This window comes from Streptomyces sp. ATCC 21386 (assembly GCF_018728545.1).
Classification (GTDB): Bacteria; Actinomycetota; Actinomycetes; order Streptomycetales; family Streptomycetaceae; genus Streptomyces.
In genome coordinates this window covers 9,044,118-9,069,966 of the sequence record NZ_JAAVVL010000001.1, presented here as the reverse complement: position 1 = coordinate 9,069,966, position 25,849 = coordinate 9,044,118, and the positions used below count along the sequence as shown (strand labels likewise).

21 protein-coding genes are annotated in these 25,849 nt (G+C 71.1%); 7 read left to right on the top strand and 14 right to left on the bottom strand.

The annotated features are described in order from the left end of the window. Positions 1-22: 22 nt before the first annotated feature. Positions 23-544 (bottom strand): DUF2165 domain-containing protein, encoded by a 522-nt coding sequence (locus GWK25_RS38775; protein ID WP_215456190.1) that lies wholly within the window; start codon positions 542-544, stop codon positions 23-25. Between the two features lie 438 nt (positions 545-982). Between GWK25_RS38775 and GWK25_RS38770 the strand changes: the two genes are divergently transcribed. From GWK25_RS38770 to cpt, 3 genes are all read left to right on the top strand, one after another. Next, entirely contained in the window at positions 983-2,098 is a 1,116-nt protein-coding gene (locus GWK25_RS38770; RefSeq protein ID WP_215456189.1) for an ADP-ribosylglycohydrolase family protein, read from the top strand. Positions 2,099-2,223: 125 nt separating this feature from the next. Beyond that, entirely contained in the window at positions 2,224-2,679 is a 456-nt protein-coding gene (locus GWK25_RS38765) for a GNAT family N-acetyltransferase (RefSeq protein WP_215456188.1), read from the top strand. 37 nt (positions 2,680-2,716) lie between these two features. Next, positions 2,717-3,298 carry a chloramphenicol phosphotransferase CPT gene (gene cpt / locus GWK25_RS38760; protein WP_215456187.1) on the top strand — a complete coding sequence of 194 codons (582 nt, stop codon included), beginning with the start codon at positions 2,717-2,719 and terminating at the stop codon, positions 3,296-3,298. Between the two features lie 51 nt (positions 3,299-3,349). On the opposite strand, the gene GWK25_RS38755 is transcribed toward cpt, so the two are convergent. Then, positions 3,350-4,927 (bottom strand): sodium:solute symporter family protein, encoded by a 1,578-nt coding sequence (locus GWK25_RS38755; protein ID WP_215456186.1) that lies wholly within the window; start codon positions 4,925-4,927, stop codon positions 3,350-3,352. 212 nt (positions 4,928-5,139) lie between these two features. Beyond that, positions 5,140-5,928, bottom strand: a complete 789-nt coding sequence (locus GWK25_RS38750) for an SDR family oxidoreductase (protein ID WP_215456185.1) — start codon at positions 5,926-5,928, stop codon at positions 5,140-5,142. Between the two features lie 80 nt (positions 5,929-6,008). On the opposite strand from GWK25_RS38750, the gene GWK25_RS38745 reads away from it, so the two are divergent. Continuing rightward, the gene (locus GWK25_RS38745; RefSeq protein WP_215456184.1) at positions 6,009-6,848 is read left to right on the top strand and encodes a hypothetical protein; all 840 of its coding nucleotides are present in this window, start codon (positions 6,009-6,011) and stop codon (positions 6,846-6,848) included. Between the two features lie 144 nt (positions 6,849-6,992). Here the strand turns inward: GWK25_RS38745 and GWK25_RS38740 are convergent, their stop codons facing one another. The 3 genes from GWK25_RS38740 to GWK25_RS38730 form a co-directional block, all read right to left on the bottom strand. After that, positions 6,993-7,184 carry a DUF397 domain-containing protein gene (locus tag GWK25_RS38740; protein WP_045556149.1) on the bottom strand — a complete coding sequence of 64 codons (192 nt, stop codon included), beginning with the start codon at positions 7,182-7,184 and terminating at the stop codon, positions 6,993-6,995. Between the two features lie 301 nt (positions 7,185-7,485). After that, a complete protein-coding gene (locus GWK25_RS38735; RefSeq protein WP_184892816.1) occupies positions 7,486-8,343 on the bottom strand; it encodes a helix-turn-helix transcriptional regulator in 858 nt (285 codons plus the stop codon). A gap of 517 nt (positions 8,344-8,860) precedes the next feature. Continuing rightward, positions 8,861-9,619 (bottom strand): GPP34 family phosphoprotein, encoded by a 759-nt coding sequence (locus GWK25_RS38730; protein WP_215456183.1) that lies wholly within the window; start codon positions 9,617-9,619, stop codon positions 8,861-8,863. 296 nt (positions 9,620-9,915) lie between these two features. Here GWK25_RS38730 and GWK25_RS38725 point away from each other — a divergent pair, with 296 nt between their 5' ends. Further along, positions 9,916-12,534, top strand: coding sequence for a D-alanyl-D-alanine carboxypeptidase (locus GWK25_RS38725; RefSeq protein ID WP_215456182.1), 2,619 nt, complete (start codon positions 9,916-9,918; stop codon positions 12,532-12,534). A 175-nt stretch (positions 12,535-12,709) separates the two neighbouring features. On the opposite strand, the gene GWK25_RS38720 is transcribed toward GWK25_RS38725, so the two are convergent. The 4 genes from GWK25_RS38720 to GWK25_RS38705 form a co-directional block, all read right to left on the bottom strand. Further along, the gene (locus GWK25_RS38720; protein WP_215456181.1) at positions 12,710-14,392 is read right to left on the bottom strand and encodes a hypothetical protein; all 1,683 of its coding nucleotides are present in this window, start codon (positions 14,390-14,392) and stop codon (positions 12,710-12,712) included. A gap of 315 nt (positions 14,393-14,707) precedes the next feature. Beyond that, positions 14,708-15,574 (bottom strand): MerR family transcriptional regulator, encoded by an 867-nt coding sequence (locus GWK25_RS38715; protein WP_251830665.1) that lies wholly within the window; start codon positions 15,572-15,574, stop codon positions 14,708-14,710. Between the two features lie 134 nt (positions 15,575-15,708). Further along, entirely contained in the window at positions 15,709-16,215 is a 507-nt protein-coding gene (locus tag GWK25_RS38710) for a glutathione peroxidase (RefSeq protein ID WP_251829229.1), read from the bottom strand. 44 nt (positions 16,216-16,259) lie between these two features. Beyond that, positions 16,260-17,231: a helix-turn-helix domain-containing protein gene (locus GWK25_RS38705; RefSeq protein WP_215456179.1), complete on the bottom strand. Its 972-nt coding sequence runs from the start codon at positions 17,229-17,231 to the stop codon at positions 16,260-16,262. 115 nt (positions 17,232-17,346) lie between these two features. Between GWK25_RS38705 and GWK25_RS38700 the strand changes: the two genes are divergently transcribed. Continuing rightward, positions 17,347-18,537 (top strand): MFS transporter, encoded by a 1,191-nt coding sequence (locus GWK25_RS38700; RefSeq protein ID WP_215456178.1) that lies wholly within the window; start codon positions 17,347-17,349, stop codon positions 18,535-18,537. Positions 18,538-18,684: 147 nt separating this feature from the next. Here GWK25_RS38700 and GWK25_RS38695 read toward each other — a convergent pair whose 3' ends face one another. The 3 genes from GWK25_RS38695 to GWK25_RS38685 all read right to left on the bottom strand — a co-directional run bounded on the left by GWK25_RS38695 (position 18,685) and on the right by GWK25_RS38685 (position 20,967). After that, a complete protein-coding gene (locus GWK25_RS38695; RefSeq protein WP_215456177.1) occupies positions 18,685-19,728 on the bottom strand; it encodes a S9 family peptidase in 1,044 nt (347 codons plus the stop codon). 156 nt (positions 19,729-19,884) lie between these two features. Then, a complete protein-coding gene (locus tag GWK25_RS38690; protein WP_215456176.1) occupies positions 19,885-20,178 on the bottom strand; it encodes a zinc-ribbon domain-containing protein in 294 nt (97 codons plus the stop codon). A gap of 81 nt (positions 20,179-20,259) precedes the next feature. Then, on the bottom strand, positions 20,260-20,967 hold the full coding sequence (locus GWK25_RS38685; protein ID WP_215456175.1) for a hypothetical protein: 708 nt from the start codon (positions 20,965-20,967) through the stop codon (positions 20,260-20,262). A 226-nt stretch (positions 20,968-21,193) separates the two neighbouring features. Here GWK25_RS38685 and GWK25_RS38680 point away from each other — a divergent pair, with 226 nt between their 5' ends. Further along, entirely contained in the window at positions 21,194-22,393 is a 1,200-nt protein-coding gene (locus tag GWK25_RS38680) for a Clp protease N-terminal domain-containing protein (protein ID WP_251829228.1), read from the top strand. 482 nt (positions 22,394-22,875) lie between these two features. Here GWK25_RS38680 and GWK25_RS38675 read toward each other — a convergent pair whose 3' ends face one another. After that, complete coding sequence (locus GWK25_RS38675; protein ID WP_215456174.1) at positions 22,876-25,437, bottom strand: GH32 C-terminal domain-containing protein; 2,562 nt, start codon at positions 25,435-25,437, stop codon at positions 22,876-22,878. Positions 25,438-25,849 lie beyond the last annotated feature (412 nt).

Below are 25,849 nucleotides of genomic sequence, written 5' to 3'. Positions count from 1 at the left end.
CGTGACGCGGCCCGGCTGCCGGTCAGCCGGCCGCGCGGTCGTTCGCCGGCAGGTACGTCACCAGCAGGACCACTCCGCTCAGCAGGAACACGCGCAGGGCCGCGTCGAGCCCGTTCCAGTCGCTGGACTGCCACATGACGAACCATTCGCCGCCGATGGCGATGAAGCCGGCGCCGAAGAGCAGAAGGACCATGAGGAGACCGGCGGTGCTGTAGCGGCGGGCCGTGTGGAAGGTGCGGTGGCCGAGGGCGCGGGCCCAGAACCAGGTGGCGGCGATGAGCAGCAGCGCCGCCACGGTCTCCCAGACGATGATCAGGACGTACGCCGCGTCCTGGACGCCCTTGGACTCGATGGCCCGCCACATCAGGTCCTCGTCCTTGAACGTGGTGTCCATGGCGAAGACATGGCGGACGAACTGCTGATTCGTGCCGAAGTCGGTGATGTTGCTGAACGCGACGAGCGCCATGTAGAGGGCGATCGTGCCGACGAGCAGGGTGGAGGCCAGGGGGAGAAGTGAGCCGCGGGGGGTCTGGGTTTCAGCCATGGTCCAACTATGTGCGTGATCATGGGTCAACCCCAGCCGTTTTTCGGTGCGTTGGATCTCCGTGGAGCCGCTGATGGCCGAAAGACGAGACCCCCCGTGGCCGGGCACCCTCGCCCGGCGACTCCGCCCCACCTCACAGCACTGTTCCTGAGGCTGCCGTCAAGGGCGCCACGAATGCCGCTGCGCGCGGGCATCGCGCGGGCACGGAATCTCCAGTTCTCCGGGAGTTGGACCTGGTTACGGCGGCTGTTCGCATCCGCCCGTTTGGCGACTGAAGTCGATCAACAGGTTGTGGCGCAAGAAACGTTTAACGGTCAACCGGAGCCCTGAACGGACCGTTCCCGTTCCATTACAGTGCTGGACTGTCGAGCCGTACGGGCGTACGGATGTACTGACGTACTGACGTACGGGTCGGACAGGGGCCATGAGGAGGCCGGGGTGGGTGCGACAGCCGGTGCCGTCTGGGGGCGGGTCGAGCAGCAGGACTTCCGCAGCCGCGTGCGCGGGACGCTGCTGGGCGCTGCCGTCGGCGACGCGCTGGGCGCGCCGGTCGACCAGCTCACCCTGGCGCAGATCGGTGAGGCGTACGGCCCGGAGGGGCTGACCGATCTGGCCTCCGCGTACGGCAGGCGCGGCGCGATCACCGACCTCACGCAGCTCACCCTGTTCACCGTCGACGGCCTGATCCGTGCCCAGGTCCGCCGGGACACCGGCGTCTGGCACCCGCCGACCGATCTGCACCGGGCGTATCTGCGCTGGGCGGCGACCCAGCGGGACTGGGGGCCCGACGAACGCCGTAAGGACGACGGCTGGCTCGCCCGCGAGGAGTGGCTCTACGTGCGCCGCGACCCCTCCCTGATATGCCTCCTCGGCTTCGGCGACGGCACCATGGGCACCCTCGACGCCCCCAAGAACCCCGGCGCGTCCGGCGGTGAGGCCGCCGGCCGCTCCGCCCCCTTCGGGCTCCTCGTCGGCTGGGAACCCCAGCTCGTCTTCCAGCTGGCCGTCGAGTGCGCGGCCCAGACCCACGGCCACCCCGTCGCGTACCTCACCGCCGGCTCGTACGCCGTCATCGTGCACGCCCTCGCGCGCGGGGAGAGCCTCGACGCCGCCGTCCAGAAGACCCTGGTGCTGCTGGCCGCCCGCCCCGGCCACCAGCCGGTCGCCGAGGCCCTCCAGCAGGCCGTGGCCGCCGTCCGCCAGGGCCCGCCGTCACCCGCGGTCGTCGAGCAGCTGGCCGGTGACGGTGCCGCCGCCGGGGTCCTGGCCGTCGCCGTGTACTGCACCCTGGTCGGCGAGGACATCCGCCAGGGCCTGTGCCTCGCCGTCAACCACGGGGGCCCCTCCGGCGCCGCGGGTGCCCTGACGGGCGGCCTCCTCGGCGCCCTCCACGGCGAGACGGCCCTGCCACCGGCCTGGCTGGCCGAACTGGAGGGCCGCCCCACGATCCTCGTCCTCGCCGACGACTTCGCCCTGGAGATGACCCAGGGCCCGGCCCTCCACGCCCCCACCGGAGCAGTCCCAGGCTGGCTGACCCGCTACCCCCGAGCCTGACCTGGCCCGCCCCACAAGGGGCGCGGGGAACTGCGCGCCCAGCCCCAACACACGCGCACCCGGCAGCCAACAGAAGCCCCCATCGGCCCCCGGCGCAAGCCAAGCGCAGCGGTACCGTGACGATCATGGCCGACTGGAACATACGCCCCGCAACAGCGACCGACCTCACCTCCGTCGCCGAGCTGCGCGCCACCGTCATGCGGCCCGACCTCGAACGCCTCGGCCGCTACGACCCCCACCGCGTCCGCCAACGCTTCCGCGACGCCTACGACCCGGCCCACACCTGGATCATCGAGGTCGCCGACACCTTCGCCGGCTGCGTGGCCCTGCGCCCGGCCGCCGACGCGCACTGGCTGGAGCACTTCTACCTCGCCCCCCACCTCCAGGGCACCGGCATCGGCACAGCCGTCCTCCAGACCCTCCTCGCCCGCTGCGAGCACGACGGCGTACCCGTTCGCCTCAACGTCCTCCAGGGCAGCCCCGCCAGACGCCTCTACGAGCGTCACGGCTTCCTCCTGGAGACCGAGGACCCGGTGGACGTCTTCATGATCCGCCCACCGACGAAACCGCCGCCGAAATAGGTTTCGCGACGCGGCCGAGCCGCTCTACCGTGACCCGATGACCACCCAGATGATCATCCTCAACGGCGGCTCCAGCTCCGGCAAATCCGGCCTCGCCCGGTGCCTGCAGGCCGAACTGCCCGACCAGTGGCTCACGTTCGGGATCGACTCCCTCACCGACGCCATGCCCGCGAGGATGCAGACGGCGGACGGCGGCATCGGGATCTCCCCCGACGGCGCGGTCGCCATCGGCGCGGACTTCCGCACCCTGGAACAGGCCTGGGCCCGGGGCATCGTGGCCATGGCCCGCGCGGGCGCCCATATCATCGTCGACGACGTCTTCCTCGGCGGAGCCGCCTCCCAACAGCGCTGGCAGCAGATCCTCGCCGAGGGGGACAGCCCTCTGGACGTCCTCTGGGTCGGTGTCCGCTGCGACTCCGCCGTCGCCGCCGCCCGCGAGATCGCCCGCGGCGACCGGGTCCTCGGCATGGCCGCCGCCCAGGCGGACCTCGTCCACCAGGGCGTCCAGTACGACCTGGAGGTCGACACCACCCACACCGAGTCCCTGACCTGCGCCCGCACGATCGCGGCCCACCTCGCCCGCCACCGCACCCAGCCGGCCCAGCCGGCCCAGCCGTGAGGGCCGTCCCCGGGCTCCCGGGGACGGCCCTCCCACGGATCGGGATCGCCCTCAGACCCCGCTGGGGCTGGACGCGTCCTCGCCCCGCGCGGGAACCGGCGCCGCGGCCCCGGCGCCGCCCCTGCCGTCACCGTCGCCGTCCGAGTTGATCGTCTCGATGATCGCGAGCCGCTCGGGCGTGTCCTCCGGCTTGACGAACCCGATGACGATGTACAGGACCAGCGAGACGGCCAGCGGGACGGACACCTGGTACTGCAGGGGCACACCGCCGTCGATGTTCCAGTGGATCGGGTAGTTCACCAGCCAGAAGGCGAACAGCCCGCACGCCCAGCTGGTGAGCGCCGCCGTCGGCCCGGAGCGACGGAACGGCCGCAGCAGCCCGAGCATCATGGGGATGGCCATCGGTCCCATCAGCCCGGCCACCCACTTGATGACGACGGTGATGATGTCCTTGAAGGCGGGCGAGTTGACCTGGGTCGCCGCCGCCATGGACAGACCGAGGAAGACGACCGTCGCGATCCGGGCGACCCGCAGCCCCTGCCCCTCGGTCCAGGTACGGGCCCGGCGCCAGATCACCGGCGCGCAGTCCCGGGTGAAGACGGCAGCGATGGCGTTCGCGTCGGACGAGCACATGGCCATCGTGTGGGAGAAGAAGCCGACGATGACGAGGCCCAACAGGCCGTGCGGCAGCAGCTGTTCGGTCATCAGGGCGTAGGAGTCGGAGCCGTCGCCCTTCTCCGAGGTCACCAGCAGCGGTGACATCCACATCGGGAAGAACAGCACCAGCGGCCAGATCAGCCACAGGGCCGCCGACAGCCGGGCGGAGCGCTCGGCCTCGTACGGGGTGGCGGTGGCCATGTAGCGCTGGGCCTGGTTGAGCATGCCGCCGTTGTACTCGAACAGCTTGATGAACAGGAAGGCGAGCAGGAAGACCGTTCCGTACGGGCCCACCAGCGGCTCGGCGTGGCCTTCCAGCTTCGGGTGGTCCCAGACGCCGAAGAAGCCTCCGTGGTCGCCCAGTTTCACCACCACGGCGATGAACATGGCTACACCGGCGAGGAGTTGGATGACGAACTGCCCCAGCTCGGTCAGCGCGTCGGCCCAGAGGCCGCCGATCGTGCAGTAGACGGCGGTGATCGTGCCGGTGATCAGGATGCCCTGGTTCAGGGAGATGCCCGTGAAGACCGAGAGCAGGGTCGCGATCGCGGCCCACTTGGCGCCGACGTCCACGATCTTCAGCAGCATGCCGGACCAGGCCAACGCCTGCTGCGTGCCCAGGTTGTACCGGTTCTTCAAGTACTCCAGCGGGGAGGCGACATGCAGCCGTGAGCGCAGTCGGTTGATGCGCGGCGCGAACAGCTTGGAGCCGATGGCGATACCGAGGGCGATCGGGAACGACCAGGTCACGAAGGAGGTGACGCCGTAGGTGTAGGCGATGCCGGCGTAGCCCGTGAACATCACCGCGCTGTAGCCCGACATGTGGTGCGAGATGCCGGAGAGCCACCAGGGCATCTTGCCGCCGGCGGTGAAGAAGTCGCTGACGTTGTCCACGCGCTTGTGCGACCAGACGCCGATCGCGACCATCACACCGAAGTAGCCGATGAGCACGGCCCAGTCGAGACTATTCATGGGCCCCCTTCCAGGGTCCGCCGCCAGGTTCAGACTTGGGTCAGGCATGTGAACTCTGGGTTCGGTGGCATGGCCACGGCAAGGAACAGGAAGGTCAAGAGCGGGCAAAGAAGTTCCGCGCGATGACTTGAGTTTATGTATGTGAACCTCGTGTGGCCGGAAATGATCACCGTCCGCCGACGCCCCGTCGGGCGTCCGCCGCCGCGCGCTCCTCAGCGCATCAGTTCGCCCGCGTTGACGAGCAGTGACTGGCCCGTGATCGCTCGGGCGCGGTCGGAGGCCAGGAAGACCGCCGCGTCCGCCACGTCCCCGTCCGTGGCCAGCTCCGGCAGTGCCATCCGCTCGGTCAGCCGCCCCAGTACCTCCGCCTCGGACACGCCCTCACCGTGCGCGGTGAACCGTACGTACGCCTCCACGGGCGGCCCCCACATCCAGCCCGGCAGCACGGTGTTGACCCGGATCCGATGCGGTCCCAACTCCCGCGCCAGCGAGTACATCGCGCTGGTCAGCGCACCCTTGGACGCCGCGTACGCCGCCTGCCGCACCTGCGAGGGCGCGGCCACCGACGACTGCGTGCCGATGATGACGATCGAGCCGCCGCCCGCCGCCTTCAGGCCGGGCAGACAGGCCCGGGTCATCCGCAGGGTGCCCAGCAGGTTCACGTCGAGCACCGCCTGCCAGGTGGCGAAGTCGGCGTCCTCCAGGCCCCCGAAGTAGCTGTCCCAGGCCGCCACGTGCACCACCGCGTGCACACCCCCGAACCGCTCCCGCGCCAGCGCCGCGAGCGCCGCGCACTGCGCCTCGTCGGTGATGTCGGTCGCCCGGTACGCCGTGTGCGCCCCGTCCGGGTCCACATCCGCCGCGGCCTTGGCGAGATTCGCCTCCGTGCGCGCCCCCAGCACGGCGTTCCCGCCGTCCCGTACGACCGCCGCGGCGACCCGCTGGCCCAGTCCGGGACCGACTCCCGAGACGACGACGGTCCTTCCCGCGAGCAGTGACATCGGAGACCTCCCGGCTCTGGCACATTATCTGACGGAGCGTCAGAGTATGGGCGACCGCAGGTGGACGGAAGGGAAAACGCATGAGCGAGGACACCCACAGCTCCACGTACGCCGAACTGGCCGCCGTAGGCCCCTACGGCGTCCGCCCCGGCCACGCCCTGATCACGATGGTCGAGCCGCACCCGGGCCACGAGTACGCGTACAACCGCTGGTACGAGGACGACCACTACTACGCGGGCGCGATGGCCATGCCCTGGATGTTCGCCGGACGCCGCTGGGTCGCCACCCGCGACCTCCAACTCCTGCGCGTCCCGGAGAAGTCGGCGATCGCCCAGCCGGTCACCGCCGGCTGCTACCTCTCCACGTACTGGATCACCGACGGCCGCTACGACGACCACATGCGCTGGACCGTCGCCATCAACAAACGGCTGAATCGCGACGCACGCGTCTACCAGGACCGTACGCACGTCTTCACCGCGTTCCAGGACCACGAGGTCACCGTCTACCGCGACGGGGCCGCCGGCCCGCGTGACGTCCACGCCTTGGACCACCCGTACGCCGGCCTCGTGCTCCAGGTGATCGACGCCGAGGGGCCCGAGGAGCGTGCGGAGTTGCTGGAGTGGCTGCGGTCCCGCCATCTGCCGAAGCGGCTCGCCGGATCACCGGCCGCGATGGTCACGGTCTTCCGGCCCACCCCGCTGCCCCTCGACCGGATGTCGTACGTCAAGCAGGTCGAGGGTGTCGACACCCGCCTCACCCTCCTGTGGTTCCTGGAGGCCGACCCGCAGGACTGCTGGGAGGCGTCCTTCGGCGGGCTGGGGGAGGCGGTCGCCGAAGGCGGTCTGGGAAGGCTGGAGTTGCTGGCCCCGTTCGTCCCCACGGTGCCGGGGACGGACCGGTACGTGGACCGGCTGCGCTAGGGGCCGGGCGGCCCGGGAGGCGGGAACCGCGCGGGGGCAAGGCCGAGCCCCCTCGGCCAGGACGGCGGGCCGGTCGAGAGGGCTCTGTCGGTGGTGCTTGTGGAGTTGTCGTTCAGGCGCTCGAACGAGGGCCGGAACCGTATCTCAGGCCTTGACCGAGGAGACGAAGGTGTTCCACGCGTCGGCGGGGAACGCCAGGGTGGGGCCGTCGGTGACCTTGGAGTCCCGGACCGCCATGGCGGACAGGACGGGGGACTTGATCTCGACGCACGCGCCGTTCCCCTGGGAGTAGGAGGACTTGACCCACCTGTCCGTGGCGCCTTGCTGGATTGCCATTTCTGCTCCGGTGCTGGTTCGTCGCTGAGTTGCTGTCGCCGCGCCGCGAGTTCCCTGCGGAACCCGCGGTTCGGTTTGCGCCAAGACTGCTGAGCTCTTGGCGTGATCGACGCTACTCGTCAGCATCGGCAGACGAAGCGACTATTCACTCGTGCGGGTGGCATATTCCAATATGGTCTTCCACTGGGGCATGTGGAGGGTGTATCTTCCGGCGCTTCCTCGTTCAGGAGTTTCCCAGAGCGTCTGGAATCGCCCTGAGGGTCGCTCTGGTGGTCGAGAGGTGCGCCGGTGTCCGGGGGGTTCAGCGCGCGTATTCCTTCGCGACGTTCTCGATGAACTGCCGTGACTGCTCGACGTTCAGCGCCTGCGCGCGGAGGTGCTCGTACATGACGGTGTACTTCTGCACGTCGTGCGGCTTCTCCAGGTAGAGGTCGCTGGTCACCCCTTCGATGTACACCACGCTCGAATCCGCCGCGTCGACGAACTCCAGGATGGCGTACTGGCCGTTGATGCCCGGGTGGGCCCCGACCTCGAACGGCAGCACCTGCACCGTGACATGCGGGACCTGGGACAACTCGATGAGGTGCTCCAGCTGTTCGCGCATCACCGACCGGGATCCCACCACCCGGCGCAGGGCCGCCTCGTCCAGCACCGTCCACAGCCGCAGCGGGTTGGTGTCGGTGGTGACACGGTCCTGGCGCCGTATGCGCACCTCGACGCGCTTCTCGATCTCGGTCGCCGACGTCTCGGGCAGCGCGCCCCGGATGATGGCCTCGGCGTAGGGGCGGCTCTGCAGCAGCCCGGGGACGACCTGGGGGTCGTACACCCGCAGCGACTCCGCGTCGGTCTCCAGGCCGATGTAGACGCTGTACGGCACGTCCCCGAAGGCGTGCCACCAGCCCTGCTGGCGGGAGTCCTTGGCCATCTGCATCAGGGAGTCGACGACTCTCTGATCCTCGACCTCGTAGACCCCGCAGAGGTCGCGTACGTCGCGCTGGCTGATGGAGCGGCGGCCGTTCTCCAGGCGGCTGATCTTCGACTGGGAGACCAGCAGTCGCTCGGCGACCTCTTCGGCGGTCATACCCTTGAGCTCGCGGAGCCGACGCAGCTCCTGGCCCAACCGGCGTCGCCTGACGGTGGGATTGACATTGGACGCCACGGGACGTGCACCTCCGGCTGCGTGCCTCTACTTTGCGTATCTGCTGCTGAGCAGATTGCCACCAAGGTGCTGAGTACCGCTGGAAAACAGCGGATATGCGCTGTGCACGCGCCGTTTGCGCCGGTGTTTTCCCGCCGTGGAGGGATCTCCGCCGGACAATTGTCGGATCTCCGGGGGACGGCACCCGAGCGGGGCACGAGGACGACCCGCGGGGCGCGACGCGTGACTGGTGGACGGACATGCGGCCGCGCGGGGCGTGTGCGGCCGTCTGTACGGTCGCACACGCCCCGCGCGAACCGGCGGCTCCCGAACGGGTTCTGGGGTCCCGCGAGCGTCCGGTGCCGGCATACAGGTGACGCCTGTGGTGCAAGCGATGCGGGTGGTGCTGGTGCGGGTGCTGCGGGTGGTGCGTAGTGCATGCGTGGGGCACGTGGTGCGGTGGGAGGTAGGGACCCGCGGCTCTGGGGTCCTGCTCCCACACGCACCTCGGTGCCTCAGCGCGTGGTTCGGGTGGATCTCAGTGCGCCACCACGCGGGCCATCGAGCCTCGGCGCGGCTGCATCGGCAGGCCGCGCGCGGGCTCCGGTGCGGGCGGCCTGGCTCCGGGGGCGGCCTGACGGCCGGTCGGTGCCGGGCTGCGACGCGGCTGTGCGGCCACGCCGTTCTGCACGTCCATGACGGCGTGGGCCACCAGGCCACCCATGGGGTCGTGCCGGATCAGGTCCCGCAGCCGGGAGCGGGACGAGCGTCCCTCGTTCCCCGGATACAGGTGCTTGCCGAGGCCGACCGCGTGCGCCAGGGCGGCGAGCGCCGCGGTCCGCGGGTCCGGCGGTACGCCGGTGCGGATCGCGGAATCCAGCCGGGCTCGGATCTCCCGGCTGATCTCGGTCCGACTCGCCTGGTAGCGAGTCGTCGGCAGCACTCCGCACATCTGGCCCGCCACGGCATGCACCATGCCGCACCGCTCCAGATGCGAGAGGTAGGTCTGGCGGAGCCCGAGACGCGGCCCGCCTATCCAGTGGACCGCCCGCACGGGAGCGCCACGCCTTCGCAGCAACTCCAACGCGCAGTCCAGCGTCGGATCTCCAGTCGGCCGTGGGGACACCACGGCGATACGATCCCCGTCCGGGGCTATCCGTCCGGCCAGCGCCAGCTCCACTAGCTGCGCTCCGGCCAGACCAAGGTCGAGCGACTGCGGCTGTGCGGTGGTACCCGTGGCCGGGTCCAGCGCCAGCAGTAGAAGCTCTTCCGGAATACTTCTGCGGCTCCTGCCCATCCATGCCTCCCCGCGTGGATGAATGACAGGGTGACCCCTCTCACATTGGTCTGTCGAGGGTGCGTGACCGAAATGTAGTGGAACCGGAAGGTATGTCGTTCTCGTCTGCCGGAGAGGTTAAGCCCGCACACAGGACACTGGTACATGGTTCGGACAGCGGCGCGGCGCGGTCGTGCGGCGGTGACTAGTGTCCGGGCGGCGGGTTCTTTCACGGATTCGCGGATCCACGGGTTCACGGTTCACGGTTCGGTTGGGCGCGCGCTCCTAGGTCGGGCGGCGCGCGGGAGGAGGCATCGGTGGCGGGCACGTCCCCCGACAGGTCGAAGCGGTACGAGTCGTCGACGGAGTCGACGCCGGGGAACGAGCCAGCGGTTCCGGACCCCGGAGGCTCGGCCCCGGACCGTTCCTCCGGCTCCGCCGCCCCCTCCCCGGACCCACGCCTCGCGATGTCCCGGCCCGCCACGCCGAAGCCGGACCAGGCGACAGCGGTCTTCTCCCGCCGAGCGCTCCTGGAGGCGGAGGGGGTGGCGGATGCCGCCGGGGCGGCTGAGACCGCAGGGCCGGATCGGGACGAGCCGAAGCCCGGCCGGCCCGACACGACGGACACCGAGGACCGGGGCGGGGCCCGGACGCCTGCCGAGGCCCCGGCCGACGACTTGGCCGACGACTCGGCCGACGCGGACATCCCGGCGCAGGGCGGTCCCACGGCACCGGCCACGCCCGTCTCTGGCTCCGCCTCGGAGGACGAGACGGACGAGGACGAGGACGAGGACACCGGCACGGAGCCGGCGGCCGGGGACGAGCGCGAGGGTGGGGACGCTCACCCGCGCGAGCGAGGCGCCGCGGCGGCCGCCGCCGACGCGGGGGACCCCGAGGACGCGGCGAAGGCTGCCGATGCCGCTCGGGGGACCGACGCGGAGGAGACGACCGCGGGCGACGCGGCGGAGACCGCTGACGGCGGGCGTGGACCGTCCGACGACGAGCCGGATGCCGCCGCCGACGGCGCCGCTGATGGCGGGCGTGAGCTTTCCGGTGACGAGCCGGAGGTCGCGGACGACGTGCGCGCAGGCTCGGATGACGAGCCGGAGGCCGTCGACGACGTCCCTGAGCGCTCCGGTGACGAGCCCGGCGCCGCCCCCGGCGAACGCCGACCTGCCGGTGACCGGCCCGAGGCCGCCGACGGTACGGGCGGGGAAGCGGGCGGCGACGGCGGAGCCGAGGCGCGGCGGGCGGTGGATCAGCCGACGGCCATCTTCCGGGCCCCGAAGCCACCTGCCGTGGACCACCCCACCACCATGCTCAAGCTGGGCGACGCCGTCCCCAAGGACACCGAGCCCGCCAAGGCCGATGCCGAGCCCGCCAAGGCCGACGCCGCTCCCAAGGCCGACGCCGCCCCCAAGGACGCCGACGCCGACAAGGGCGCCCGCGCCGACGGCGAGGTCGACGAGCCCGCGACGCCCCCCGCCGAGCGGACCAGCAAATTCGTCGCGCTCAAGTCGCTGGACGAGACCACGACGCCCAGGCCGACCACGGCACCCGGGCCGGCCGCGCCGCCACCTCCCGCCCCCGCGGAGGCGACGCGGGCCCTCCCTCAGGTGGGCCCGGAGCGCACGACGCAGCAGCCGCTGCCCCCGAAGCCCCCGCTGGACCTCCTGGCGGAGCTGACCAACACGCCCCCGCCGCGCCAGACCCCGGTGCGGACGCTCATCCGTAGGGTCAAGATCTGGACCCCGCTGGTGATCCTGCTGGTGATCGTCTTTGCAGTCGTACAGGCCGTTCGTCCGCTCCCCACCCCCACCCTCGCCCTCACCGCGGACGCGTCGTACGCCTTCGAGGGCGACAAGGTCTCCCTGCCGTGGCCCGACGAGGGCCAGGGCTGGATGGACGTCGAGGGCATCGGCACGATGGACAGCTTCGGCGAGCAGAAGCCCGTCGCCATCGGCTCCGTCGCCAAGGCGATGACCGCGTACGTCATCCTCAAGGAACACCCGATGAAGCCGGGTTCCAAGGGCAAGACCATCCCCGTCGACGCCAAGGCGGAGACCGAGGGCGGTTACGACAAGGACGGCGAGTCCACCCTCAACACCGTCAAGGAGGGCGACCAGCTCTCCCAGTACGACGCGATCGCGGCCATCATGATTCCGTCCGCGAACAACATCGCCCGGCTGCTCGCCCGTTGGGACAGCAAGGGATCCGAGGCGGACTTCGTCAAGAAGATGAACGCCGCCGCCAAGGACCTCGGCATGAAGAACACGACGTACACCGACCCGTCGGGTCTGAAGGAGACGACCGTCTCCACCGCCGAGGACCAGGTCAAGCTCGGCAACGAGCTGGTGAAGATGAAGGCCCTCACCGACATCACCAGGCTGCCCTCCTGGAAGGACCCCTCGGGCCAGCCCTGGAGCAACTACAACCGTCTCGTCCCCTACGACAACGCCATCGGCATCAAGACCGGCTCCACCACGGCCGCCGGCGGCAATCTGCTCTTCGCGGCCACGAAGGACGTCGGCGGTGAGACGGCGATCGTCGTCGGCGCGATCCTCGGCCAGCACACCCCGCCGATCATCGACACCGTCAACGCGGTCAGCAAGACGGCCATGATCGCGGCCCAGGACGCGCTGACCTCCGACACGATCCTGAAGAAGGGCGACGTCGTCGGGTACGTCGACGACGGGCTCGGCGGCCAGACCCCGGTCGTGGCGACGAAGAACGTCTCGGCGGTCGGCTGGGCGGGCAAGACCGTCAAGCTCGAACTCGACGCGAGCGCGACCATCCCGCACGCGGCGAAGTCGGGCACCGAGGTCGGCACCCTGATCGTCGGCGACGGCGCCGGAGAGGGCGTGGAGGTCCCCGTGGCCCTCCAGAAGCCCCTCACCGAGCCCGACTTCCTCACGAAGCTGACCCGCGTGAGCTGACGCTGACGCCCCCGAAGCGAGCGCCTTGTCCGGGTGCGGGCCGGTGGGGCTTCCTGCGCAGTTCCCCGCGCCCCTGAACGACCAGGCCCGCAGGGCCTGGTCGTTCAGCCACGACGCACCCGCACCCGAACGACGCCGGGACCGAAGGAGCCGGAAGCCAGGCACCGGGGCGGGGCTACCGCTCCCCGTCCCCCACCCCCGCCTTCTCGTCCGCTTCCTTCTCGCACTCCAGCGTCGTGGCCCGGGACGGCCCCCCGTACTGGGAGCTGATGCGTACGTCGCCCGCCTCGTGGACCGTGAGGCGGGTGAACTCGGTGAGGTCGCCGTCGGACCCGCGGTCGGCGGTGAGACAGCCGTTGTCGGCCCAGAGCCACGGCGAGTAGGCGACACGGACGGTGACCTCGCCCGCCCGCGGCATGCGCACCACGAGGTTGGCCCCGTCGGCGCTGACGACGGTGGCCGGCCTGTCGACGAGCGGCGTCGCGTTCTTCACCCGGTAGATCTTCCAGTTGGCGTCCTGCCAGACCGGCTCCAGATAGTCCGGCCCGCTGCTCACCAGCGCGTGTTCGAGCTCGGCGGGCCCGTCCGGCTCACCGTTGACGAGGACGACGAAACCGACGGCCCACTGCGACAGCCACGCCTTGTACGCGGCCGGGGTGAACGCCCCCTCGGGCACCTCGGTCCCGCCGTGGCCCTCGTAGAAGAGGCGTCCGCGTTCGACGTCGGCCTGCCGGTTCCAGCCGCGCGCCATGTTGATGTACGGCGCGAGGATGGCGGCCTCGCGGTGGTCGCGGGCCGGTACCACCTCGACGCGGGTCTTCCACGCGCCCAGCCGCTTCAGCTCCTTCACCACACCGTCGGTCTTCACGGCCCACTCGGGCACCTTGGTGTTCTTGACGATGTCGGCGGTCGTCTTGCCCGTCAGCCAGGTCACGGACAGCACCAGGGCCACCGCACCGGCCACGACGCGCCGCCGTGGCGTGAACCAGGACAGGGGCAGGCGGCCGTCGTCGGCCGTACGGGCCTCGCCCCGGTAGAGGCAGATCGCGAGAGCCGCCGCCGGGCCCGCCAGTTCCAGGAGGCGTTCGACGTTGGTGCCGATGGGGGTGGGGATCAGGTAGCAGAGGACCACGCCGAACGCGTAGATCGCGGCGCTCAGGCGGAGTACCCGCCAGGCGCTCGGCGCGACCAGCACCACCGCCGCGCACAGCACGACCGGTGGCCATATCCGGCTGAAGGCCATGGGCTGCTCGCCCTCGAAGGGGAACAGCAGCGTGGTCACGGCGACGACGGTCACCGGCGGCACGAGCAGCGCCGCCGCCCGGCCCCACTCACGGCACAACAGGTACGCGGCACCGACCACGAGGAGGAACAGCCCGGAGACGGGGCTCCCCAGCGTGGACAGCGTCGCGCACACCGCCGCCACGGCGATGTGCCGCCCGGTACGCCCGCTCACCACCGCCACCAGGGCGCCCATCGCGAAGGCCGTGCCCAGCATGAACGTGGAGCGCCCCGACACCACCTGGCACCACAGCGAGAACGTCGCCGCCAGCGCGACCGGGACCGGCGCCCGTACGCCCGTCCGGGTGACGACCTCGCCGGCCAGCCAGGACGCGGAGAGCCCCGAGAGCAGCGTGACCGGGACGACGCCGAGCGCCGCCATCAGATACGGCGAGAGCACGCTGTAGTTGGCCGCGTGCAGCCCCCCGTACCAGAACAGGTTGACCGCGGAGTCCGGGTACGTCTTCGCGAACTCCGCCCACGCCACCTGGGCCGCCAGATCGCCGCCGCCGGTCGCGAAGACCGCCCACCACACGAAGTACAGCGGCAGGGCGCACAGGGCGGCCGTGAGGGGCACGCGATGGCGTTGCCGCCACGGCTCGCGCGACGGTGACGGCGACGGCCCGTCGGCACGCGAGACGGGTCGTCGTGGGGTCAGCTCGGCAAAGGCCACTGCGGCTCGTCCGTTCCTTTTCGACTCGTGCGGGCGGGTGTCGTCCATGTGCTGCTGTATCCGTGCGCTCGGGCGTCCGTGTGCTCGGGCGCCCCTGCATCCTGCACCGGGGTAGACGCTAATCACCCGCTGACAGTTGGCCGACAGGACCCGGGCGATCCGGTACGGCCGTAGGGGTTTCCCTACGGCCGTACCGGTACCACACGGCTCCTACACGGCTCAGAATGCGACCGGGAACGCCACGTCGCACACCGGGTCCTCGGGGCCCGCCGCGTCCCAGTCCGCGAAGTAGATCTCACGGCACGGGCCGGTGACCCGCAGCCCCCGCGCGGCGATCCACCGCTCGACCGCCTCGAACGCCGCGAGGATCTGTGGATGGGCCACCTGGGCCTTGCTGATCCGGGTGTACGCGAGCCGCGCCGCCGGCTCCACGCGCACGCCGGTCTCCCAGGCCCGCCCGTGTTCGGCGGCCCAGGCCCGTGCGGCACCCTCGTCGGCCACCGGCACACACGACTCCGCGGGCCCGTCGCTCTCCATCGACACCTCGGAGTGGTACACGACGAACGGCGCCCCGGTGACTCCGCCGCAGGCCACCGCGCCCTCCTCCAGCCGTCCGAGCGACGCCCCGATCCACGCGGGCAGTTCGTCCGCGAGGGTGTGCCGCGACTGGGTCAGCACCACCTGGGGCGCGATGTCGACCGTTTCGACCGCGAACATCCCGTACGTCTCTTCCATGCCTGACTCCGTTCCCGACAACCGTCCACGGAGGTAGGCGACGAGGGTCCGCTGGGACGCGAACCGCTCCTCGGCCCCGGCCCAGTACGCGGCCAGCCGGTCGGCCGCCCGCGTCCCGTCCCGCTCGACGAGGCCCACGATCTCGGCGATCCGCGCGAGCGGCATGTCGAGCTGCCGCAGCAGGGCCACCAGCCGGGCACGTTCGACCTGTTCGGCCCGGTAGTACCGGTAGCCGTTCACCTCGTCGACGTACGCCGGCGGCAGCAGCCCCAACCGGTCGTACAGCCGCAGTGCCTTCGCCGACAGTCGTGCGCGGCCGGCGAAGGCACCGATGGTGAGCAGGTCGTCCATGTCCAAGCGGGTCACAGGGGGCATCCTCCGTCACCGGGCGCCCTCCGCCCGGCGAGAGCGACGGTGCCCCTTGCCCCAGGGGCAAGGTCAAAGGCGTCCCGTGGGCGTCAGAGGTCCACGGTCGTCCGCGGACGTCAGCCGATGGCCTTCTCCACGGCGGCGACCAGTTCCGCCGACTCGGGCTCGGTCTGCGGCGAGAAGCGCGCGACGACCGAGCCGTCGCGGCCGATCAGGAACTTCTCGAAGTTCCAGCGGATGTCGCCGGAGTGGCCCTCGGCGTCCGCGTGGTCTACGAGCCGCTCGTACAGGGCGTGCCGGCCCTCTCCGTTGACCTCGACCTTCTCGGTCATCGGGAACGTGACGCCGTACGTCGCCGAGCAGAACTCCGCGATCTCCTCGGCCGAGCCGGGCTCCTGCCCGAGGAACTGGTTGCACGGCACGCCGAGCACGGTGAAGCCCTGCGCGGCGTAGCGGGCCTGGAGCGCTTCGAGGCCCGTGTACTGGGGGGTGAGACCGCACTTGGAGGCCACGTTCACGACGAGGACGGCCTGACCGGCGTACTGCGCGAGGTCCGCGGGGCCGCCCTTGAGGGCGTCGATCTCCACGTCCAGGACGGAGGGGGTGGCGTTGTCAGTAGTCATAAACGGATGCTATCTCCGGTACCGCGCGCCCCTTCCGATCGGGTTCACGCCCCCCGGCCCGCCCGGAGGAGCACCTCTCCCTCCGCCGTCCGCGCGTACAGCACCGAACGGCCGGCCCGCCCGCGCCGTACGAGCCCGGCGTCCAGCAGCACCCTCAGATGACGGCCCACGGAGCCGAGACCCTGACCGGTGAGGGCGCAGAGCTGGGTGGTGCTCATGGGGGAGTCGAGGACGACGAGGACCCGGGCGCGGCTCTCGCCGAGCAGGGCGCCGAGAGCGGCGGGCACGGCAGTGGTCCCGCCGTCGTCGGCGAGGACGCCCGAGCACGGGTAGACGACGGCGTACCGCTCGTGCTCCTCCCACGCCACCCACCCCGTGCGCTGCGGCGTGACCGGCACGAAGACCAGCCGTGCCCCGGAGATCTCGCGCGGCGGGTACTCGTGCAGATTGACCTGGAGACGGTTCTCGCCGAGCCACCGCATCCCCGGCCGCAGCGCGTCCAGCACGGCCGCCCAGCCGGCCTGCCCCAACCGGGCGGTCCGGGCGAGCACATCGGCCTCCAGCACGCGCCGCCGCCGCTCCCAGTACGGCCGTACGGTCTCCTCCCACACGTGGGTGAGGAGGTCGGCCGCGCGGCCGGGCAGGTCGTCCCGGTGCAGGGCGGCGGGCAGGGGGCCGCGCAGGGAGAGGGTGAGGTGGGCGCGGGCGGCGGCCGGGTCGGCGCCCCGGACCCGGGCGACCTCGGTGGCGAAGGTCTCGCCCTCGCGCGGGGCGGGCGTGAGGAAGTCGGCGATCCACTCCTGGCCGAGCCCGGCGCGGACGAGCAGGGCGGTGAGCGGGTCCCCGGCCAACGCCACCCGGTACGCCGGGAGATGGGCCCGCAGCCAGGCCCGCTCCCCGGGATGCGTGCCCGTCCCGGCGTGCAGCATCTTCAGGCTCGCGAAGGTCTCCGCGAGCGGCGAGACGACGAACCGGCTGCCGGCGAGGGTGTCGGCGTTGACCTGCCACAAGCCCATGCGGACACCTCCGTCCTGTCCTGTCCGTTTCCGTCGTGTTCCCGGCTCCGGCGGAGCTTTCGCGTGTGCGCGAAACATTACGGCGGGACCGGGGCGGGACCGCAGGGTCCTGTCCATGCGCAGCTACCAAGCCCTCTTCCGCACAAGGGAGTTCACCCCTCTCTTCGTCTCCTCCGCCCTGCAGGTCGCCGCCTCCACGATCGGCGGTCTGGCCCTCGGTACCTCCGTCTACGCGGCGACCGGCTCCCCCCTGCTGTCCGCCCTCAGCATGTTCGGCCCGTCCCTGGCCCAGGTGATCGGCGCGACGACCCTGCTCTCGGCGGCGGACCGCCTGCCGCCGAGGGCGACGCTGGCGGGTCTGGCCGTACTCTTCGCGGCGAGCACGGCGGCACTCGCCCTCCCCGCCCTGCCTCTGTGGACGGTCTTCGCGGTCATCGCGGCGCAGGGCCTGGTCGCCTCCCTGGGCGGTGGGGTCCGCTGGGGCCTGCTGAACGAGATCCTGCCGAAGGACGGCTATCTGCTCGGCCGTTCGGTCTTCAACATGCTGCACGGACTCACCCAGATCGCCGGGTACGCGACCGGCGGCGCCCTGGTGGTGTGGCTGTCCCCGGAGGTCACGCTGCTGGTGGCGGCGGCCCTGTACGCGGCGGCGGCCCTCTGTGCGGCCCTGGGCCTGACACACCACACGCCGCGCGCCGCCGGCCGCCCGTCCGTGACCGTTACCTGGCGCACGAACGCCCTCCTGTGGTCGTCGGCCCCACGCCGCCGCCTCTACCTGGGCCTGTGGATCCCCAACGGCCTGGTCGTCGGCTGCGAGTCCCTGTTCGTCGCGTACGCCCCCGACCGAGCGGGCCTCCTCTTCGCCTGCGCGGCGCTGGGCATGCTGATCGGTGACGTGACGGTCGGCCGCCTGCTCCCACCCCGGGTACGCGACCGCCTGGCCGCACCCCTGCTCCTGCTCCTGGCGACCCCGTACCTCCTCTTCGCCCTCCACCCCCCGACCCCGGTCGCGGCGGCCTGCGCCACCCTCGCCTCCGTCGGCTTCGGCGCGAGCCTGGTCCAGCAACACCACCTCCTGACCCTGACCCCGCCCGAACTCACCGGCCACGCCCTGGGCTTGCACTCGGCGGGCATGCTCACCCTGCAGGGTCTGAGCGCGGCCCTGGCAGGCGCGGTGGCCCAACTGACGTCACCGGGAACGGCGATGACAGCGATGGCGGCGGCGTCGGTGGCGATGACACTGGGGTTGTGGACGGCGGGCCGGAACGAGCAAGCGGGGCTGACACGACCGACACACGCGTCCTGATCCCGCGCCCCCGGGCGCTCGCGCGAACCCGGCAGCCACCCTCACGGCCAGGCGCGCTCTACTCGGTCGTACCGGACAGCGCTTCTCACCCGAGGGTGGACCACTGGATAGGTGCGTCGGGCCCTGGAATCTGTGACATCGCCGTGGTCAGCGGAGGTGTTCGTCGAAGAAGGCCACCGTGCGGCGCATCGAGGCGGGCCACTGCGGGCCGAACGTGTGGCCCTCGCCGCTGTACTTGATCAGCCGTACGTCCTTGCCGGCCGCCGCGAACTCGGCGCGGGTCCGTTCCGACCAGGCGAGCGGGCAGGTGTCGTCCGCAGTGCCGTGGTGGATGAGGAGGGGTTCGGTGACGCGGTCGACGTAGGTGAGGGGCGAGACCTCGCGCCAGAAGGCGGGGTTCGACGCCGGGGTGCCGTGCGCGGCCTCGATCTCCGCCACGATCGGGTCGTCGCCGGGGCGCTGGAAGTGGTCGATGTTCTCGGCGGGGCGGGAGCTCACCGGGGCGAAGACCACGGCCGCGTCGAACAGCCCCGGGGCGACCACCAGCGTGTTGTAGACGACACCGCCGCCCATCGACCGCCCCAGCAGACCGAGCCGGTCGGTGTCGATCTCGGGACGCCCGGAGTCGCGCAGCGCGAGGGCGGCGCCGATGACGTCCTCGGTGTAGCCGAGGCGGAGGTTCACGTCGTTGTCGGGGTCGTCGTCGGAACCGGCGTGGTTGCGGTAGTCGGTGTGCAGGACGACGTAGCCCTCGCGGGCCAGCAGATCCTGTTCCCGGGCCAGCCCGCGCCCGGTCGTGTACACGGCGGGGTCGATGTACCCGTGCGCCAGTACCAGCGCCGGGAAGGGCCCCTCGCCCTCGGGGATGTTCATGATCCCCGAGATGGTCAGACCGTCGGCCTCGTAGGTCACCGCGTGGCTGGTGTACGCGGCGGTACGGGCCAGTACGGCGCCCAGACGCAGGTCGGAGCCGGTGTGCGGGCGGGCGATCAGGCCGGGGATCGAGACCGGGTTCACGGGGGGCGGGGTGGGGGATGCCTCCGCTGCCTCCGCTGCCTCCGACGTCCGCGATGTCTGCGGCGGCGCCGTGGGAGCCGGACCACCCTCGCGGTCGCCACCCGCACAGCCGGGCAGAGCCACCAGTACCGACACCAGCCCGGTGACGACACAGCCCCGGCCTCGCAACCGCATGGGGCCAGTATCCCGCGCGGGCGGGGAGGGCGTGCCACCGGAAGGACACGGCGCTGCCGTACACGCCGGTTCCTTCAGGCTGATTCTTCCCCGACCGCTCTCACGCCGGGTTCCTTCGGGCCGGTTTCCTCCAGCCCGATGCGCTCCTGCCCGTTCTCAGGACTGGTACGGCTGCTGCTGCGGCTGGCCGTACGACTGGCCGCCGTGCGAGCCGGCGCTCTGCTCCTGGAGCCGTTCGGCCTGCTCGGCGCTGACCTTCTGCTCGGCGCCGCAGAACGTGCACTGCGTCTGGTACTTCGTCGAGATCGGGACGAGTGGCACGAAGAACAGCGTGAACTTCGTGACCCGCTTCCTGAGCGTGTGCGCGGCGGGGTTGCCGCACTGTCCGCACACCAGAGTCAGTATCGCGAGCTGGTACAGGTATCCCTTGGTGCCGAAGATGATGAACATCTGATCCTTCCCGGGGGTGCCCAACGACGCACCGCGCGTGTTGCACGCACCGTACGCACTGCCTTCAAGTGTGCCCGTCCCTCACTTCTTCACGTCGCCGGTGAAGATCGCTTCCTCGGAGTCGTAGTCGGGAGAGACCTCGACCTGGAGGAACGTTTCGCTCTTGGGCAGCTCACAGGCCCACGGAACGGTGAGGGAGCGTCCGGCGAGGATGCGGGTGTCGGGGAGACCGTTCAGGCCGTCGTCATAGATCGCCTCGCCCTCCTTGCCCTGGTCGCCGTAGGCGCAGTTCACGGTCATCTCGTTGGCGTCGACCGTGGCGTCGGACCCGTTGGTGATCTTGATGTTGAACTTGACGTACGGCGTGCTCTCGGGCACCGCGTAGTCGCTGGACACCCCGCGCTTGAACCCGGAGAGCGCGACCTCGACGTCGCTGTCGTAGATCACCTCGTCGTCGAGGGCGAAGACCCCGTCGTCGTCGGTCGCGGTGTCGCTCGCGTCGGAGGACTCCTCGGTCCCCTCCCCGCTGTCGTCCCCGCTGTCGTCGCCGGTGGTGTCCGCGTCCTGCGCCGCGACCGTCTTCGTCACGGTGACCGTCGGCGCGGGCGAGGCCGACGCGTCGCCGTCGTCGGTCACCACGATGCCCGTGCCGATGACACTGGCGACGACGGCGACGGCACACCCGACGATGATCAGGTTCGTCCGGTTCCCGGACGGCGGCTTCGGCGGCTGCGGCGGCATCGGCGGCCCGAAGCCCGGCATGGGCGGTGGCGTGATGTCGTGGCTCATGGTCCCCCCACGATGGTGCAGTTGAAGGCTGAATCATCCCGTACGCCTGCGGTTTTTTGGAGGGGGTGTGGCTGGATTGTGATGGCGGGGTGCAGGCCGGGGCGCCCCCGTCGCCAGAGGTCCACCTCCGGCCGCGCCGTATGCAACCAGAGAGGCATGCCGAGACCCGCCGAGGTCCCTCTCGGGGGCGATGCGGCCGGCGCCCCCGCTCGGCGAGGCTGGCCCCATGACCAGCGAGAAGAGGGACGGCGGTATGGGAGCGGTTGGCGGCGCGGGAGCTGCCGACGGCACGGGGGCGGCCGGTGGCGGGGGAGCGGCCGGTGGCGCGGCGGCGGCGATGAGAGAGGCCGACTGGAACACCGTGGGCATCCTGGGGGCGGCCCGAGGTGCCCAGGCGGGCGCCGGGGGCCCTCTGGGCACCGAGCACCTGCTCGCCGGCATCACCACGTCCAAGGGTGCCGCGCGCGAGGCACTCGCGAGCGAGGGGGCGACGAAGACGGCCCTGCTGGCGGTGTTGCGGCAGCGGAGGGACCGGGATGCCGTGGGGACGGATCCGGACGTCGTGCGGACGGACCGGACCGCAGGGTGGCGGGCCTCCGACGACGCGGAGGCGAACGTCGACGCGCGGGAGGTGCTGGGCGAGAGCGTCGACCGGAGCGATCGCTTTACCGGCGCCGCGGCCAGGGCGCTGACGGCTGCGATGGGCCACGCCGAGCGGGAGGGCGCGGCGAAGTTCGGCGCACCGCATCTGTTGCGGGCCCTGCTGGACGAGGAGAACCGCGCGGTGGAGCTGCTGGGCGCCTGCGGTATCACCCCCCAGGCCGTACGGGCCCGCCTCGACGGGACGGCCGCCTGCGCGACGGACGGCCTGACCCCGCTCCTGCACGCCACCCGCGACCGGCTCCTCGGCCGTGACCACTACCGCCACCTGCCCTTCTGGAAGCGGTGGCTGGTCAAGCGCTCCGGGATCAACTGGGCGTCGCGCCCCACCCGTTGGGTCGGCCTGGAGACCTACGAGCAGGCACACCGGCTGGGCGCCGAAGCGGTCGGTACGGAACACGTCCTCCTAGCGATCCTGGCCACGCACGAGGTCGCCCTCCGCCACCCGCACCTCGCGGGCGAGAACGCCCCCACGCCCGACCTCCGCTACACGGGCGGCGACCGCCTGACCCGGCTGGGCCTGGACTACGCGACGGTCCACAGGGCCCTGACCGACAACAGCGTCCCCCTGCTCCCGGATCCCCGCCCCCTCGGCCACTACCTGACGACGGCCCCGCCCTCCACCGCGACCGCAACGGGCCCGACCGCCTCCACGGACGGCTCCGTACCGGACCCCGGCACGGGCCCCCTGACCGAGTCCCTCCTGCTCGAACGAACCCGAGCCCACCAGCTGATCACCGCCTTGACCGGCCCTCCCACCGCCTGACCCACTCGGCCGCGGAGCACGGGCAGGAGCGACATCGGGTTACCCGCGAGGGGTCAGGGAAAGACCTCAGTGCATCTCATCGAGTCGGAGGGGGCTGCTCATGAGCGGTACGGCACGGTCGAGTCACGACGGGGGAGAGCCGGGGTCACCGCCCGAGCGCGCCTCCGCTCGTTTCAGCGACGGTCCCCCTGATCCCCTCGCCTCGTTGCTGGCCAAGGTCAACAGGGGGGAACGCATCGCGACCCCCGGAGACAACGCCGACGGCGAGGACCGTGACCCCCAGGACGAGGAATGGCGGGAGCACGATCGCCACGGCCCCTTCGCACAGAGGCGCCGCCGGAAAAACTGACGCACGGGCGAAACCCTCGCGTCCGCCGTCGTGTTCGGAACCATGCCCCGGGTGTTCGGTGTCGTGGCATGTCGTGGACACAGTCGAGCCGCAACCCAATTCCTGCCTTCCCGGGGCGTGAACTCACGCCCCGTCACCTCCAGATGGACCCCAGCTGCCACGTCCGCAGCTGGTCGAGGGTGGCGGTGCCGCCCTCGGCGAAGACCTCCATGCCGGTGCTGGACGGGTCGGGGAAGATCTGGTCGGTGATCACGGCCTCGCCGCTGCCGCCGAAGACCTCGACGGAGGACCAGTCGACCAGGATGCGCAGCTTGACCTTGCCGTTCTCGGGCTTCAGGGGCGCGGTCCGCAGGCCGGTGGAGAACAGGTTGTGGAAGTCCACGGCGCCGGAACGGGAGCGGTCGACGTACAGCTCCTGGGTCGTGGCGTCGTACCCGATGACGGTTTCCTCGCCGTTCGCGCCCGTGCGGACCTTCAGGCCGAAGCGGTCGGCGTCCTTGAGGGAGAACGTGGCCTCGATGTCGAGCGCCCTGCCCGCGGCCGTGCGGCTGGGCAGGCGCCTGGAGGTGTTCTTGACGGTGACGCCGGACGCCGCCACCAGGCGCCTGTCCCGCAGGGACTCCAAGGTGCCCACCGGCTTGCTGGTCAGTCGGATCCTGCCGTCGATCGTGCGCAGGGCCATCTCCCGGGGGACGCTCTGCACGCCGCGCCAGGGGGTGGTGGGGACGGCGCCGGCGTAGTCCCAGTTGTCCATCCAGCCGATCATGTAGCGCTTGCCGCCCGGCGCGTGCTCCCAGGACACGGCCGCGTAGTAGTCCTGGCCGTGGTCGGTCCAGTCGGCCCGCTGCAGAACCGACTTGGCCGGCTCGTCCGCGGCGGTGAACCGGTCGGCCAGGATGTGGCCCCAGCCGCCGGTGTTCATGTCGACGACCTGGATCCGCGCCTGCTTGCCGGCGTAGGGGCGCAGGTCGAACGAGGCCCAGTCCAGGGTCTCGCTGTCGGTGCCGGTGGCGGTGCGGACGACCTTGCCGTCGACGATCAGGTTGACGGATGTCTCGGCGGAGACGCGCGGTGCGGTGGTGTCGGAGAGCACGATGTGGTCGACGTTGAGGTGGCCCCAGCCGCCGGTGTTGTCGTCGACGATCCTGATCCGCGCCTTCTTCCCGGCGAGGTCGCCGACGTCCCAGGTCGCCCAGTCGAGCGCTTCTGCGTCCTTCCCGGTGGCGCTGCGGACGACCTGGCCGTCCACGAGGAGTTCGACGGCGGTGGGGTTGGCCGAGCCGGCCGGGTGGTGGCCGCCGCCGACGAGGAGGTTGACGTACTTCTTGTCGAGGGTGAACTCGGGCGACGTGAGGGTGCCCGTGGTGGAGTCCCCGTTCAGGAAGGTGTTGACCAGCCCGCCGCCCAGGAAACCGGAGACCTGTTGCTGGCCGGGAAGGGTGCCGGCGGCCGGTGCGGTGCCGAAGGCGTTCCCGGTCGCCGTCCAGTCGCCGTAGGTGCCGCCCTCGAAGTCGGCGAGGACCGTGCCCTCGGGCGGGGTCTGCTCCAGGACCGTTCCGTCCTTGTGCGGATGCCGGCCCCCGCCGATCTTGAAGTTCAGGTAGGGGCTGTCGACCGTGAAGGAGGGCGAGGTGAGGGTGCCGGTGGTGCCGTCACCGCCGTGGAAACTGTTGGCGAGGCCCGTGCCGTCGAAGCCGGTGACCGGCTGCTGCCCGTTCACCGCCCCGGCTGCCGGCGCCCGGCCGAACGCGCTGCCGGTGGTGGTCCACGTACCGAAGTCGGTGCCCTCGAAGTCCTGCACCACCGTGCCCGTGGGCGGGGTGTAGGTGCCCTTGTCCTCGGCGGTGAACTTCTTGCCGTCGAAGTCGCCGATGAAGTACTGCGAGCCCGAACCGCCCGCGACGCCGCCGGGGTTGAGGTTCACGACCAGGACCCACTTGATGTTGCCCGGGTCGCCGTCGACGGCGAGGGGGAACAGGTCGGGGCACTCCCACACGCCGCCCGCCGCGCCGGTCGGCCCGAACTCGCTGAGCAGGCTCCAGTCCTTGAGGTTCTTCGAGGAGTAGAACTGCACCTTGTGCTCTTCGGAGAGCGAGACCGTCATGAGCCAGCTCTGGGTGGGCGCGTACCACTGGACCTTCGGGTCGCGGAAGTTCCTGGAACCGATGTCGATGACGGGGTTGCCCTGGTACTTGGTCCAGGTGCGGCCGCGGTCGGTGCTGTAGGCGAGCGACTGGGCCTGCTTGCCGCCGTCCTTGTAGGCGCTGGTGTAGATCGCGACCATGGGCGGGTTGTTCTTCGTGCCGAAGCCGGTGGTGTTGTTCACGTCGACGACCGCGCTGCCGGAGAACACCATCTCCTCGTCGTCGTGCGACAGGGCGAGCGGCAACTCCTCCCAGTGCACGAGGTCCTTGCTCACCGCGTGCCCCCAGGACATGTCGCCCCAGGAGTTGCCGTTCGGGTTGTACTGGTAGAAGAGGTGGTACTCGCCCTGGTGGTACACGAGGCCGTTGGGGTCGTTCATCCAGTTCTTCTCCGGGGTGAAGTGGAACTGGGGTCTGTGGGGCTCGGTGTACGGCGGGGTGTCGGCCGCGACCGCCGCGGGCGCGAGGGGGGTCGCCGACAGGGCGCAGACGGTCACCATCGCCGCCATCAGGCGCATGCGGGCATGCCGGGATACGCGTGCAGAGCTCATGGTGACTCCTTGTCCCGCGGCCGTCCGCGCGCCGGTGTGTACGGCTCTGGCGCGGGCGGATCGAAAGTGGCAACTGGCCGACGGCGACGTCCACGCAGCCGACGAGATGTCAGCGTTGACTTATGTCAGCGATGACATCGAGGTGCCCGATTATGAGGCGCGATCCGGTCGGCGCGTCAACGGTTCGGACGCGATTGCTCTGAGATCAGCCTGCGTTCCGTGAGGCGATGGTGGCCGCTCGGGAACATCCGCCCGACCCCGATCGGGGCCCGCTCCAACAGCGAAACGGCCGGGACACCCCTGCGCAGGGCGCATCACACCGGAACTCAGCGGGCCTTGAATGCCGTCGCTCCGCACAGGAGCGCCCGCTTGGCGGCGGCCGACGGGGCCGAGCACTGCGCCCCTGAGCGTC